Source organism: Enterobacter sp., from assembly GCF_977039595.1.
In genome coordinates, this window is record NZ_CDRQYH010000093.1 from 1 (window position 1) to 12885 (window position 12885).

Below are 12885 nucleotides of genomic sequence, written 5' to 3' on the forward strand. Positions count from 1 at the left end.
GAGGCAGCACCTGGCACGGCTGGGACGGAAGTCGCTGTCGTTCTCAAAATCGGTGGAGCTGCATGACAAAGTCATCGGGCATTATCTGAACATAAAACACTATCAATAAGTTGGAGTCATTACCATGCAGACCATCTACTTTACCGTACAGGTCGAGTTTATTGCCATTGCTGTTGTAAATTTCAGCCGCGTTTACTAAGCCTGCCATTAATAACGCGGGTGCAAGAATTGCCAAAACTTTTCTTTTCATTATATATTCCCTTAAAGGATAAATTATATGAATATATGTAACCACCCTCCGTGGTTACTGGGTTGATACTATTTCAATAGATGTAATTTAGTTTCAGAAATAAGTGTAATTAAATTATTTGTAATATTTCCAAATGTTTCTATAAGTCTCTTTATTTTTCTCGTGAATTAATTCATTGAATTTATATGGTGTAATTATTATTAAGTATTTCGTGGTTCTATTTTTAGATTGGTTTAATTCGGCTGTGTTATAATTCATCCTCTTTTAAACAACAGGACATGACGATGGAACTTGCCCGGTGGCAGCAACGATTTGAGCACTGGCTCGAGGAGAATCACAGCACCGACGATACCGCACATGATATTTCGCATTTTCGTCGGGTCTGGATGACGGCGCAAAAAATCATGGTTCACCACATGGTCGAGCCGCTGGTGATTCTGGCCGCATGCTATTTTCACGATATTGTCAGCCTGCCGAAAAACCATCCTGAACGCAGCCAGTCGTCACGGCTCGCGGCGCTTAAGACGAGCGACATTCTGCGCCGCGACTTCCCTGACTTTCCGCCAGAGCATATTGCCGCCGTCGGGCACGCGATTGAGGCGCACAGCTTCAGCGCCGGAATTGCGCCGCAGAGCATGGAGGCCAAAATTGTGCAGGATGCAGACCGGCTGGAAGCGTTAGGCGCTATCGGCCTGGCGCGCGTTTTTGCCGTTTCGGGCGCGCTTGGCGTGCCGCTTTTTGATGCCAACGATCCCTTCGCCGATGCGCGTCCCCTCGACGACCGTGCGTTTGCCCTCGACCATTTTCAGACCAAGCTGCTGCGATTGCCTGATACAATGCAAACGGACATGGGCCGCGAACTGGCACGTCACAATGCCGATTTCCTGATCCAGTTTATGGCGAAACTCAGCGCCGAATTACACGGCGACTGCCTCGGGCTGGATAGCCAGGTGCTGGGCCGCTTCCGTCGCAGTTTGCGCAACTGAACTGTGGTAATCTGTTCCCAGTCTTTATTCTCCGGTTAAAAGAATGCAGGAAAATCGATCAGTGACAGAGCCCGCGCCAGCGCAGGCTGAGAAATCAACGGCAACGGTGCAGGCCTTACTGCGTCAGCTGTTGGATATCTATGATGCTAAAACGCTGGCCAGCCTGCTGGTGGCGCACGGCGAGAGCCACTGGAGCCCGGCGATCCTTAAACGCTTGCTGACCAGCGAGCGAGCAGGGCGTCGCCTGAGTGAAGGCGAGTATCGTTATCTGCAAAATCTGCTTCCGCGTCCTTCTGCCGCGCACCCGAACTATGCCTTCCGCTTTATCGATCTTTTTGCCGGTATCGGCGGCATCCGGTACGGTTTTGAAGCCATCGGCGGACAGTGCGTGTTTACCAGTGAGTGGAACAAACATGCCGTACGAACCTACAAGGCTAACTGGTACTGCGATCCGAACGAGCATCATTTCAACGCGGATATCCGCGATGTGACCCTGAGCCATAAAAGCGGCGTGAGCGATGAACAGGCCGCCGAGCACATTCGTCAGACGATCCCGGCGCATGACGTGCTGCTGGCAGGCTTCCCTTGTCAGCCCTTCTCGCTGGCGGGTGTCTCCAAAAAGAATGCCCTTGGACGCGCCCACGGTTTCGCCTGCGATACGCAGGGAACGCTTTTTTTTGATGTGGCGCGCATCATTGACGCCCGCCGCCCGCCCATCTTTGTGCTGGAAAACGTCAAAAATTTAAAAAGCCACGACGGCGGTAAAACCTTCCGCATTATCATGCAAACCCTGGATGAGCTGGGTTATGACGTGGCCGATTCACAGGACATGGGGGCGGACGATCCTAAAATTATTGATGGGAAACATTTCCTGCCCCAGCATCGCGAACGTATCGTGCTGGTGGGCTTCCGTCGCGATCTCAATCTGAAAGGCGATTTTACCCTGCGGGATATTCCCTCTCTGTATCCCGAGCGGCGTCCCACCGTGGCCGACCTGCTGGAACCGGTCGTCGACGCGAAATTTATCCTGACCCCGGTGCTGTGGAAATACCTCTACCGCTATGCCAAGAAGCACCAGGCGAAAGGCAACGGCTTCGGCTTTGGGATGGTAAACCCTAACGATCCGCACAGCGTTACCCGCACGCTGTCTGCTCGCTACTACAAAGACGGCGCGGAAATCCTGATCGACAGAGGCTGGGACAAAGCGCTGGGTGAAAAAGATTTCGACGATCCGCACAACCAGCGTCACCGTCCGAGACGCTTAACGCCGCGGGAATGCGCCCGGCTGATGGGCTTTGAAACGCCGCAAGGCTACGGTTTCCGGATTCCGGTTTCGGATACCCAGGCGTACCGCCAGTTTGGTAATTCGGTGGTCGTTCCCGCGTTTGCGGCGGTCGCAAAGCTGCTGGCCTCGCGCATCAGGCAGGCGGTGGCGCTCCGCCAGAGTGAGGCCGTCAATGACGGACGTTCACGATAAGGCGACGCGCAGTAAAAACATGCGTGCCATCGGCACGCGTGACACCGCGATTGAAAAACGCCTGGCCGCGCTGCTGACGCAGGCGGGGTTTGACTTCCGCGTCCAGGATGCCGCCCTGGCGGGGCGTCCCGATTTCGTCATCGACGCCTGGCAGTGCATCATCTTTACTCACGGCTGTTTCTGGCACCATCACGACTGCTACCTGTTTAAAGTCCCCGCGACGCGCACCGATTTCTGGCTGGATAAGATTGCTAAAAACGTCGAGCGCGACGAGCGGGACCTCTCGACGCTTATTGAGCAAGGCTGGCGGGTGCTGATTGTCTGGGAGTGTGCGCTGAGAGGCAGATTAAAGCTGAATGATACCGATCTGACCGAACGGCTTGAAGAGTGGATCTGCGGCGGCGGCCAGACCGCGCAGATCGACACGCAGGGCATTCACCTGCTTACGGTTTCTCCGCCTCGCAAGGCGTGACCACCGGTTTTGCCGGCAGCAAATATTTGCCCAGCGTGACCAGCACGACGGCAAACACAATGATCCCTAATGCAATCCATTCCACTGGAGAAAGCGTTTCTCCCCCCAGTCCAGTCCCGAGCAGCACGGCCACGACCGGGTTGACGTAAGCGTAGCTGGTGGCGACAGCCGGAGAGACATTGCGGATCAGGAACATATAGGCGTTAATGGCGATGATAGAGCCGAACAGCGCCAGGTAGCCTACCGCCAGCAAGCCCGACAGCGGCGGCAGGGTTGTCAGCTTTTCTCCCGTAAGCATGGAGGCGAGCAGCAGTACAATCCCGGCGGCAAGCATCTCGATTGCGCCCGCCATCATGCCGGTAGGAAGTTCGATACGCGAACCGTACACGGAACCAAACGCCCAGCTCATCGAGCCAATCAGGATGATGACTGCACCCCACGGATTCCCGCTCAGGTTACCGCCGCTATTCAGCAGAATGATGCCAGCAAGGCCAATCCCAATACCCAGCCACTCCAGCTTGCGGGTGCGGATACCAAAGAGGCGGCTGAAGCACAGGGTAAACAGCGGTACGGTGGCAACGACCACGGCGGCGATCCCGGACGGTACGTTCTGGTGCTCGGCAATCGTCACAAATCCGTTCCCCACAGCCAGCAGTAGCAGGCCGATCAGGGCGGCATTCAGCATCGGACGCAGCGGGGGAAGCTTATGCCCACGCAGCAGCAGGAAGGCAAGCAGCAGGATGCCCGCCGAGAGAAAACGAATGCCCGCCATCATCAATGGCGGCCAGCTTTCCACGCCGATGCGAATGACAAAGTAGGTTGAACCCCAGATGATGTACAGCGAAAAGAGTGCCCCGATGAGCGGTAGCAATTGCCGGAAACGCATAATCCCTCACGACGAAATAAAAAGTTCGCTGATAGTAAACGCGAAAACTATCGCGCTGGCGAGCCCTTTAATTGTGTGGCAGATGTGAATTTTTTGTTGACGTAAGGTGCCTGTTTCCGGGTTGGCGCTTTTGCTCCATACTATTCACTTAATTACCAAAAAATGAAGGATTAAGATTTTGGCAGGAAGTAGCTTATTAACATTGCTGGATGATATTGCCACCTTACTGGACGACATTTCAGTGATGGGGAAACTTGCGGCGAAAAAAACCGCAGGCGTGCTGGGCGATGATTTATCGTTGAACGCCCAGCAGGTGAGTGGGGTGAGGGCAAACCGTGAACTGCCGGTGGTGTGGGGCGTGGCGAAAGGCTCTTTCCTGAATAAGGTGATCCTGGTGCCGCTGGCGCTGCTGATCAGCGCCTTTATCCCCTGGGCCATCACGCCGTTGCTGATGATCGGTGGGGCATTTCTCTGCTTCGAGGGCGTGGAGAAGGTGCTCCACTCCTTTAGCGCGCGCAAGCAGAGCGATACGCCGGAGGTGCGCCAGCAGCGTCTTGAAGCGCTGGCCGCTCAGGATCCGAAAACCTTCGAGCGTGATAAGGTCAAAGGCGCCATTCGGACCGACTTTATCCTGTCTGCGGAAATCGTCGCGATTACGCTGGGGATTGTCTCTGACGCGCCGCTTCTGAACCAGGTGCTGATCCTCTCCGGCATTGCGATTTTGGTCACCGTGGGCGTGTACGGTCTGGTGGGACTGATCGTCAAGCTGGACGATATTGGCTACTGGCTGGAAGAAAAGTCGAGCGCGGTGGCAAGAGGCATTGGTAAAAGCCTGCTGGTGCTGGCGCCCTGGCTGATGAAGAGCTTGTCGGTGGTGGGCACGCTGGCGATGTTCCTCGTAGGCGGCGGAATTGTGGTTCACGGCATCGCGCCGCTGCACCATGCCATCGAACATTTCTCCTCCACGCAGGGGGCCGTTATCGCGGCGATTCTACCCACCCTGCTGAATCTGGTGCTGGGCTTTATCATTGGCGCTATCGTCGTTGCGGCGGTGAAGCTGGTTGAGAAAATTCGCGGCACGTCGCACTAATTGTTACCGTCGGCAGGATGCAAAAAGACCATTCCTCGTCTAAATTGAAACAGTTTCACCCTGATACAGGAGGCAGGTATGGTCTTTTTGGTCAGTGATGAAGTTAAGCCTAAAAAGGGCGGCCCACGTATGATCGTCACCGGGTATTCCAGCGGAATGGTGGAATGCCGGTGGCACGATGGCTATAGCATCAAGCGGGAAGCATTTCGTGAAGATGAGCTTCAGCCGGGTGACGGGCAGCACAAGCGGGACAAGGCTTAATCACATAACGCCCGGCTTTGCCGGGCGTTTTTATCTCTGGTACTGGGTGTTAGGTAGCGATCATGGAGTGTGTGTGCAGCGCGATACCTTTGTTGTAAGACAATCTTTTTTGCAATGGCTGCATAAGCGTAGCAATCCGGGGCGGATTGTTAATCTCTGTTTTCTGATCGTTCTGGTATTTTCCACTTTACTTACCTGGCGTGAGGTGGTGGTGCTGGAAGAGGCATACATCTCCAGCCAGCGCAATCATCTGGATACGGTGGCCAGTTCTCTGGACAGGCAGTTACAGAACAGCATCGACAGGCTGCTGTTATTTCGCCAGGGCATGCATGATGCAATCGAGACGCCGCTGGCCTTTGAAGTCTTACAGGATGCGGTGTCACGCTTCAATACCGTCCGCATGCTCTCCACCTGGCAGCTTGCCGTTGATAAAAAACGTACCCTTCCCATTAACGGGGTCTCGGACGCCTTTGTCGAAAAAACCACGCTTCTCAATCGGGACGCTGAACGCATAAGCCATGAAATTTCTGCCGCGCTCGAAGTGGGCTATTTGCTCAGACTGGCGTCGTCGAGAGCGCAAACGGAAGCGCGAGTGATCTACGTCTCCCGCGCCGGATTTTTCCTTTCCACGGATACGCCGGATCGGGCGGGTGATATTACCGCCCGCTATTATAATCTGGTCACGCAGTCCTGGTTTACCCAGCAGTCAGAACGTAACAACCGCGCCCGCGCCGTGCGCTGGTTTATCTCCACGCCTTCATCCTGGACCGGGGATGAACGAACGATCACCGCCAGCGTCCCCATCTATTTCGATCGTTACTGGTACGGCGTCGTGGCGATGGACTTTACATTGAGCACGATGCAGCGTCTGCTGGCCGATACGACGGAAGATCGAACGGAGGGAGAGTATCAGCTGTACGATACCCGGCTAAATATGATCGCCACCTCAGCCCACGCGGGAAGCCCGGTTAACCATTTTGACGAACGCGAAGCGGCGCAGATTGCCCAGGCGATTGAGCATGATACCGGCGGCGGTATCCGCCTCGGGAGCCGGTTTATTACCTGGGAGCGGCTCGATCACTTCGATGGCGTCGTCCTGCGGATCCACACTCTGCATGAAGGGGTACAGGACGACTTCGGTAGCATCAGTATCGTACTGGCGCTGCTGTGGGCGCTCTTTACCGCCATGCTGTTGATCTCGTGGCTGGTGATCCGCCGGATGGTGAGTAACATGTATACGCTTCAGCACTCCCTCCAGTGGCAGGCCTGGCACGATCCGCTTACGCGGCTGAATAATCGCGGCGCGCTGTTCGACCGCGCAAAAATGCTGGCAGAAACCTGTCGCCAGCAGTCGCTGCCGTTCTCGGTGATTCAGATCGATCTCGACCATTTTAAAAACATCAACGACCGGTTCGGCCATCAGGCCGGTGATAAGGTGCTCTCCCACACGGCAGGACTGATTGCCAGCGCGTTACGCAAGAATGATGTGGCAGGGCGTGTAGGCGGGGAAGAGTTTTGCGTCGTCCTGCCGGGGATTGGTCTGGAGGAGGCGAGAGGCGTCGCGGATCGCATTCGTTGCCGAATCAACAATAAGGAGATCCTGGTGAAGAAGAGCACGACCCTGCGTATCAGCGCGTCGCTGGGGGTCAGCAGCGCGGATGAAGCGGGTAACTATGATTTTGAGCAGCTGCAATCCGTGGCGGACGTCCGGCTCTATGAGGCCAAGCAGAGCGGGCGTAACCGGGTCGTGTGGCGAGATCAGGACAGGAAGTGATCCAGCCCCTCCCGCCAGCCTGCCGGACCGGGCTGCTGGGTGTGATAAACGCGGGCAGGGTTATCATCCCGTAGCGTGATGCCCTGGCGGTTAATCCCCTTGATGACCACCGCGAAGTCAACGCTGTCGAGCAGCGGCGCATCGTTAGGACCGTCGCCGAGCCCCAGCGTGGTGGGCTCGATCTCGTCCTGCTCGCGATACTGTTCAATCAGCCAGTTCACCGCTACGTCTTTGCCGCAGCGGGCGTCCAGAATATGCCAGAACCGCGCACCCTGCAGGCATTTCAGGCCGATATTCGCCAGTTCCTCTTCAAACTGAACCATTTTCTCGTCGGTATCGCGCCAGATGAGCGTGACGGACGCTTCATGCTTGCGGGCAAGCGCCGAACGGTAGCGCGTCAGCCCGGTCCACTCGCTGATAACGTGCTCATCCACATCGTCAAAGGTCGTGAATTTAAAGCCCGTCTGCAGACGTATCTGCTCGATCCGCGGACGGATATCCCGGTGCGTCATCCCTCTGGTCTGGCGCTGAACCTTATCCCAGCGCACGTCAGGCTGAATCACCGCGCCGTTCTCGGCAATAAAAGGCAAGCCTTCAAGCCCAAGATCCTGCTGGATATCCAGCATCTCTGCCGCGGTCTTGCTGCTGCAGAGAATGACCGGAATCTGATTATTCAGCAGTTTGTCCAGCCAGGGCATGGCGGGTTGCCACTCATAGGTATGAATATCCAGCAACGAGCCGTCCAGGTCAGAAAAAATCAGCAAGTTATCCCGCAGTGAAGGCATAGTGGCTCCCGGTAACGGCTGTGCCCTTATCTAAGAAAATTCCTAAAAAATAACCGAATTGTTAACAGGAGAAATGAGAGTATTCCCTGGCAAACCCGCATTCGGCGTATGTTATTGCTCATTGCGAAAAGCATTATGTTAAAAATATTATATTCATCATAAGAATATATGCTTGTCAGACAAATTCGTTGGGGATAGTGTGGCTTGTACATCAGATTTCCTGGTGTAACGAATTTTCAAGTGCTTCTTGCATAAGCAAGTTTTGATCCCGGTCATCCCCATGACCGGGATTTTTTTCGCCCTAACGATTGGCTTCAGACACGCTAAAGTCGTGAATATCGAGCTCGAAGGCCTCCGCCAGCTCACGATAGGTGTGATAATTCCTTCCGTTGACAATGACGCGGTCCGAATTGTCGTCCGACCGGCGGACTTCTGACTCACTGATCTCATTGATGGCGGCCAGCAGGGCATCGACATCCACCTCGACTTCGCGCTTGATGGTGTCGCTGTACTCTTTATCGGTCTTCATTGCGGGACTCCTCTTTCAACCTGCAAACGTGTCCAGGATTAAGTATAGCCTGTGTATAAAAACGCCATTCACGCCGGGCGGCGATGTGCGTTTTTGCGTTTTGTTCTACACTGGCTCAAAACCAGAGGAGGAATGTATGAAGGTCAACGATCGGGTAACTGTTAAAACGGACGGTGGGCCGCGCCGCCCGGGTGTGGTGCTGGCAATTGAAGAGTTTAGTGAAGGGACAATGTACCTGGTATCACTGGAAGACTACCCGCTCGGCATTTGGTTTTTTAACGAACTGGGGCATCCTGACGGTATCTTTGTTGAGAAAGCAGACTAACACGGCGTCGGGTAGCGCATTGCGACCCGACATCCTCTGCAGAAGCAAAAATCTCTGGCCAGGCCAGAGATCAAAGGTAGGGTGCACAGGGTCTTAAGCGACTAACGCATGTTGACGAAAATCCCGTTCGTCACATTATCGGTCAGGCGTACCACATGGTAGATCACTTGCTTATTATGCGTTTTAATTTTCCGTTTAATATTTCCTTTGTGTGACGAAACGGTTTTCGCTTTAATATTCATCTGGTCGGAGATCTGAATAGTTCCTTGTCCCGCCATCCACATTCGCAGCATACTTGATTCAGTCCTGCTTAATGATAGGGTGGGTAAGTTAACCGCTCCTACATTTTTAACTTCTTTATTCAAATAATCACCCAAAATGTCATCCAGCGACTCGGGTTTAATCGATTTAGAACTGATCAATAAATTTTTACGGACCAACAAATACTCATCGAAATGGATATTCGCGATCGCCATAAAAACAATAAACAGGGTTTTTGGATGCTGATTAATGATTTGCTTAATGTGCTGACTGTTGGCTGGATCGTGAATGAAACAGTCCTCATTAATAAACACCACGCCTGGTTTTAGTTCGTCACAAGCGGCTGCGAGTTCGTCAACGGTGTGTGCATCGTTGATGTCTCTCTTTCTTACCCCTCTGCTTGCCAGGTACCCGGTTAACCCTAGCCGGGTGTAGCTGCATAAATCCATAATGATCGTTGACATGGCATACCCTCACTCAATGCGTAACGATAATTCACCATCTGCCTGAGAGCTCAAAACAGCCATACGGGATGGAAAAAAATAATAAACCTGTGAGCATGACAAAGACTTTCAGGCGGACTCACTATCCCGTAAAGTTACGTATAATTTGCCAGGAATCTTCTTAAAGTAAAGTAAATATTAAGTATTGTGAGGTGGTTAGAAACAATTAAACCGCGTCAGATATATCCTGGAAGATGTTTTTCGCATTTTATTTTAGGAATATCCTCAGAAAGACAATAGCAACAGTGAGGGCTATTATTTACGTGGCAGCTCGCTGACAATATCCGCTAACAGATTGAATATCTCGCCGAATAAATGTTCACAGAAGGGGGCGATAAGTGGCATCAGTAATGACATTAATAAAATTCCGACCGTCAACGTTAGCGGAAAACCAATCACAAACACCGAGAGCTGCGGTGCCATTCTGTTCAGTAAACCTAATGCCAGGTTGACGGTGAGCAGCAGCGTGATGATCGGCAGAGCCAACATCAGACCGTTGAGGAAGATCAGCCCCGCCGCGCGGGTCAGAGCGAGGAAGGCATTGCTGTTGACCGGGTTTTCACCAATCGGCAGCGTATGAAAAGTATCCATCAGCATGGAGATAAGCCACAGATGACCGTTAAACGACAGGAACAGCAGCATGGCGAGCAGATCGATAATGCGCGCCAGCACGGGCATGTTGAGATGGCTGCCGGGATCGACAAACGTGGCGAACGATAACCCCATCTGCAGGCCAATCAGCTCTCCCGCGGTACGCACGGCAGCAAACGCGAGCTGCATGGTAAAGCCGACGGCAACGCCAATCATCACCTGCTGCAGGGCGACCCACACCGCATTTGCCGAGAAGATCGGAATATCCACGGGAGGGAGAGACGGTGCGACGATAATGGAGATGATAATCCCCAGCCCCACTTTGACACGCTTGGGTATCGATTTCTCGCTGAGAATGGGGGCGGTGGAGATCAGCGCCAGAATGCGCAGCATCGGCCAGAAATAGACGCCGAGCCACTGAACCCACTGGTCGCTGGTGAAGTGCAGCATCGTCAGGTCAGCCGATGATGTACGGCAGATTGGTAAACAGGTTGCGCATATAGTCCAGCAGCAGGTTCAGCATCCACGGTCCGGCCACGATAATCGCCACAAATACGGCGATGATTTTCGGGATGAACGACAACGTCATTTCGTTAATCTGCGTGGCGGCCTGAAGAATACTGATGATAAGACCGGTAACCAGCGCGACAAGCAGCAGCGGGGCGGCAACGGCAATGGCGATTTTCATCGCTTCCGTGCCCATCATCATGACCGATTCGGGTGTCATTGCCGTTCCTTAACTGTAAAAACTTTGCGCCAGCGAGCTGACCAGCAGCTGCCAGCCGTCGACCAGCACAAAGAGCATGATCTTAAAGGGCAGGGCGATGGTCGCGGGCGGCACCATCATCATCCCGAGCGCCATCAGAACGCTGGCGATCACCAGATCGATAATCAGGAACGGAATAAAGATGGTAAAGCCAATCTGGAACGCGGTTTTCAGCTCGCTGGTGACATACGCTGGCAGCAGGATGCGCATCGGCACCGCTTCCGGTCCCTGTAACTCGCCCGTGTTAGCGAGACGGGCAAACAGGGCCAAATCCGCTTCGCGCGTCTGGCGCAGCATAAATTCCCGCAGCGGCTGCGCGCCTTTATCCAGCGCCTCCTGCATGGAGATTTTATCTTCGCTAAACGGATGGTAGGCATCGGTATAAATCTTATCGATCACCGGCGACATAATGAAAAAGGTTAAAAACAGCGCCAGCCCGAGCAGAACCTGGTTTGGCGGGGCGGACGGGGTGCCCAGGGCGTTTCGCAGCAGACCAAAGACGATGATGATGCGGGTGAAGCTGGTCATCATCAGCAGGATCGCCGGGATAAAGGTCAGCGAGGTGATGAACACCAGCGTCTGCACGGACAGGGACCAGCTTTGTCCCCCGTTCGCCAGCGGCGTGGAAACCAGCCCCGGCAGTTGCGCATACACAGAGGGCGCGAACAGGCCCAGGCCTGTCAGCGTAAGGAATAACAAACGGCGCATCAGGATCTCCCGGAACGCTTAAGCAAACTCTTCATCATGGCCTGAAAATCGGCAGGAGCAGACGGTGTCTCTTCTGGCACTACAGGGGCAGGGGGGAGGGTATGCAGCACATTGATATTTGACGCCGTCACGCCAAGCACCAGCCGTGCGTCCTCAACATCAACAATCACCACCCGCTCGCGCGGACCCAATGAAGTACTGGCGGAGACTTTCAGGCCGCGCGTACTGCCGCCTTTCGGCGCAAAACCCAGGCGCTTGATTATCCAGGCGGCCGCCAGGATCAACAGAATGATCCCTAACAGCGCGCCGCTTACCTGCATCAAAGGCGAGCCCGGTACGGCAGAAGGCTGTTGAACAGTGGCCTGGGTTTTCATGATTAACGACTCAGACGACGCATACGTTCAGACGGGGTAATGATGTCGGTGATACGTACGCCGTATTTATCGGCTACCACCACCACTTCACCCTGAGCAATCAGATAGCCGTTGATCAGAATATCCAGCGGCTCGCCGGCCAGGCCGTCAAGGGCCACCACGGAACCCTGCGTCAGGCGCAGCAGCTCTTTAATGGTCATCCGGGTGCGTCCCAGTTCAACGGTCAGCTTAACCGGGATATCCATAATCAGGTCGATGTCCTGCAGCGTGCCGCTGACATCACCGCCGCCGAGCTGCTGGAATACGGCATCCGCTGCGCTTTTGGCCGGGGTCGCTTTTTGCTCGTTTAACGCGTCAGCCCACAGATCGTCCAGTGCTCCGCTGTTTTCATCGGACGGATTGTTCATGTCACTCATTTGGGCTGTTCCTCATTCAGCGAATTCAAAATCGGGTTGATCAAGTGCTCAACGCGTAACGCATACTGACCGTTAATCGTGCCGTACTGGCTTGTAAGTACGGGGACACCATCTACGTGGGCAATAATGCGGTCGGGTTTGTCTATCGGCAAAACGTCGCCGGGTTGTAATTTCAGGATCTGGGATAACCGCATCGAAATGTCGGCGAAGTTCGCCACCAGCTCCAGCTGCGAGTGCTGCACCTGGCGCACCAGGTTTTCACGCCAGTTCTGATCTTCGTTGCGTGAGTTCTCCAGCGGCGGGTTAACCAGCAGCTCGCGCAGCGGTTCAATCATGCTGAACGGCAGGCAGATGTTGAACTCACCGGTCAGGTTACCGATCTCCACGTGGAACGGCGTATTGACGACGATATCGTTCGGGGAGGTGGTGAT

17 protein-coding genes and 2 pseudogenes are annotated in these 12885 nt (G+C 54.2%); 8 read left to right on the plus strand and 11 right to left on the minus strand.

From position 1 onward, the window contains the following. On the plus strand, positions 1 to 109 hold a 109-nt coding region (locus tag ACWYRJ_RS18950; RefSeq protein WP_019725171.1), incomplete at its 5' end, for an IS1 family transposase. A gap of 15 nt (positions 110 to 124) precedes the next feature. Here ACWYRJ_RS18950 and ACWYRJ_RS18955 read toward each other — a convergent pair. Continuing rightward, positions 125 to 250: pseudogene (locus tag ACWYRJ_RS18955) on the minus strand (porin); the annotation flags it as partial. Between the two features lie 284 nt (positions 251 to 534). Between ACWYRJ_RS18955 and ACWYRJ_RS18960 the strand changes: the two are divergent. From ACWYRJ_RS18960 to ACWYRJ_RS18970, 3 genes are all read left to right on the plus strand, one after another. Continuing rightward, entirely contained in the window at positions 535 to 1236 is a 702-nt protein-coding gene (locus ACWYRJ_RS18960) for a phosphohydrolase (protein ID WP_223579554.1), read from the plus strand. Positions 1237 to 1297: 61 nt separating this feature from the next. After that, on the plus strand, positions 1298 to 2713 hold the full coding sequence (locus ACWYRJ_RS18965) for a DNA cytosine methyltransferase (RefSeq protein WP_455508425.1): 1416 nt from the start codon (positions 1298 to 1300) through the stop codon (positions 2711 to 2713). Further along, positions 2694 to 3185: a very short patch repair endonuclease gene (locus ACWYRJ_RS18970; RefSeq protein ID WP_136195808.1), complete on the plus strand. Its 492-nt coding sequence runs from the start codon at positions 2694 to 2696 to the stop codon at positions 3183 to 3185. The genes ACWYRJ_RS18965 and ACWYRJ_RS18970 overlap by 20 nt, the downstream gene beginning before the upstream one ends. Here the strand turns inward: ACWYRJ_RS18970 and yedA are convergent. Beyond that, a complete protein-coding gene (gene yedA, locus ACWYRJ_RS18975; protein ID WP_115875733.1) occupies positions 3157 to 4071 on the minus strand; it encodes a drug/metabolite exporter YedA in 915 nt (304 codons plus the stop codon). The genes ACWYRJ_RS18970 and yedA overlap by 29 nt on opposite strands. 178 nt (positions 4072 to 4249) lie before the next feature. Between yedA and ACWYRJ_RS18980 the strand changes: the two genes are divergently transcribed. From ACWYRJ_RS18980 to dgcQ, 3 genes are all read left to right on the plus strand, one after another. Then, entirely contained in the window at positions 4250 to 5161 is a 912-nt protein-coding gene (locus ACWYRJ_RS18980) for a DUF808 domain-containing protein (protein WP_008500306.1), read from the plus strand. Positions 5162 to 5239: 78 nt separating this feature from the next. Further along, positions 5240 to 5422, plus strand: coding sequence for a YodC family protein (locus ACWYRJ_RS18985; protein WP_008500307.1), 183 nt, complete (start codon positions 5240 to 5242; stop codon positions 5420 to 5422). 73 nt (positions 5423 to 5495) lie between these two features. Further along, positions 5496 to 7196 carry a cellulose biosynthesis regulator diguanylate cyclase DgcQ gene (gene dgcQ / locus ACWYRJ_RS18990; protein ID WP_455508426.1) on the plus strand — a complete coding sequence of 567 codons (1701 nt, stop codon included), beginning with the start codon at positions 5496 to 5498 and terminating at the stop codon, positions 7194 to 7196. Here the strand turns inward: dgcQ and ACWYRJ_RS18995 are convergent. Both ACWYRJ_RS18995 and yodD read right to left on the minus strand, forming a co-directional pair. Beyond that, a complete protein-coding gene (locus tag ACWYRJ_RS18995) occupies positions 7181 to 7981 on the minus strand; it encodes a mannosyl-3-phosphoglycerate phosphatase-related protein (RefSeq protein WP_455508427.1) in 801 nt (266 codons plus the stop codon). The two genes, dgcQ and ACWYRJ_RS18995, sit on opposite strands and share 16 nt — an antisense overlap. A gap of 301 nt (positions 7982 to 8282) precedes the next feature. After that, positions 8283 to 8510 carry a YodD family peroxide/acid resistance protein gene (gene yodD / locus ACWYRJ_RS19000; protein WP_455508428.1) on the minus strand — a complete coding sequence of 76 codons (228 nt, stop codon included), beginning with the start codon at positions 8508 to 8510 and terminating at the stop codon, positions 8283 to 8285. A gap of 136 nt (positions 8511 to 8646) precedes the next feature. On the opposite strand from yodD, the gene dsrB reads away from it, so the two are divergent. Continuing rightward, a complete protein-coding gene (gene dsrB, locus ACWYRJ_RS19005) occupies positions 8647 to 8835 on the plus strand; it encodes a protein DsrB (RefSeq protein ID WP_008500312.1) in 189 nt (62 codons plus the stop codon). A gap of 101 nt (positions 8836 to 8936) precedes the next feature. Here the strand turns inward: dsrB and rcsA are convergent, their stop codons facing one another. From rcsA to ACWYRJ_RS19040, 7 genes and pseudogenes are all read right to left on the minus strand, one after another. Beyond that, positions 8937 to 9560, minus strand: a complete 624-nt coding sequence (gene rcsA / locus ACWYRJ_RS19010) for a transcriptional regulator RcsA (protein ID WP_008500313.1) — start codon at positions 9558 to 9560, stop codon at positions 8937 to 8939. Between the two features lie 287 nt (positions 9561 to 9847). Beyond that, positions 9848 to 10640 (minus strand): annotated as a pseudogene (gene fliR, locus ACWYRJ_RS19015) (flagellar biosynthetic protein FliR); the annotation flags it as partial. A 7-nt stretch (positions 10641 to 10647) separates the two neighbouring features. After that, complete coding sequence (fliQ, locus tag ACWYRJ_RS19020) at positions 10648 to 10917, minus strand: flagellar biosynthesis protein FliQ (RefSeq protein ID WP_008500315.1); 270 nt, start codon at positions 10915 to 10917, stop codon at positions 10648 to 10650. A gap of 9 nt (positions 10918 to 10926) precedes the next feature. Next, complete coding sequence (gene fliP / locus ACWYRJ_RS19025; protein WP_455508429.1) at positions 10927 to 11664, minus strand: flagellar type III secretion system pore protein FliP; 738 nt, start codon at positions 11662 to 11664, stop codon at positions 10927 to 10929. Next, a complete protein-coding gene (gene fliO / locus ACWYRJ_RS19030) occupies positions 11664 to 12041 on the minus strand; it encodes a flagellar biosynthetic protein FliO (protein ID WP_081093712.1) in 378 nt (125 codons plus the stop codon). The genes fliP and fliO overlap by 1 nt, the downstream gene beginning before the upstream one ends. Next, a complete protein-coding gene (gene fliN / locus ACWYRJ_RS19035) occupies positions 12041 to 12454 on the minus strand; it encodes a flagellar motor switch protein FliN (protein ID WP_008500318.1) in 414 nt (137 codons plus the stop codon). Before fliN ends, fliO begins: the two co-directional genes overlap by 1 nt. Continuing rightward, positions 12451 to 12885: FliM/FliN family flagellar motor switch protein (locus ACWYRJ_RS19040; RefSeq protein WP_455508430.1), on the minus strand; the 435-nt coding region annotated here is incomplete at its 5' end. The genes ACWYRJ_RS19040 and fliN, both read right to left, overlap by 4 nt.

Bases quoted from the DNA above. Each gene is read 5' to 3' on its own strand.
- ACWYRJ_RS18970 (WP_136195808.1), top strand. From the start codon at position 2,694: ATGACGGACGTTCACGATAAGGCGACGCGCAGTAAAAACATGCGTGCC.
- rcsA (WP_008500313.1), bottom strand. From the start codon at position 9,560: ATGTCAACGATCATTATGGATTTATGCAGCTACACCCGGCTAGGGTTA.
- ACWYRJ_RS18985 (WP_008500307.1), top strand. From the start codon at position 5,240: ATGGTCTTTTTGGTCAGTGATGAAGTTAAGCCTAAAAAGGGCGGCCCA.
- ACWYRJ_RS18960 (WP_223579554.1), top strand. From the start codon at position 535: ATGGAACTTGCCCGGTGGCAGCAACGATTTGAGCACTGGCTCGAGGAG.
- fliQ (WP_008500315.1), bottom strand. From the start codon at position 10,917: ATGACACCCGAATCGGTCATGATGATGGGCACGGAAGCGATGAAAATC.
- ACWYRJ_RS18995 (WP_455508427.1), bottom strand. From the start codon at position 7,981: ATGCCTTCACTGCGGGATAACTTGCTGATTTTTTCTGACCTGGACGGC.
- yodD (WP_455508428.1), bottom strand. From the start codon at position 8,510: ATGAAGACCGATAAAGAGTACAGCGACACCATCAAGCGCGAAGTCGAG.
- fliN (WP_008500318.1), bottom strand. From the start codon at position 12,454: ATGAGTGACATGAACAATCCGTCCGATGAAAACAGCGGAGCACTGGAC.
- dsrB (WP_008500312.1), top strand. From the start codon at position 8,647: ATGAAGGTCAACGATCGGGTAACTGTTAAAACGGACGGTGGGCCGCGC.
- fliP (WP_455508429.1), bottom strand. From the start codon at position 11,664: ATGCGCCGTTTGTTATTCCTTACGCTGACAGGCCTGGGCCTGTTCGCG.
- yedA (WP_115875733.1), bottom strand. From the start codon at position 4,071: ATGCGTTTCCGGCAATTGCTACCGCTCATCGGGGCACTCTTTTCGCTG.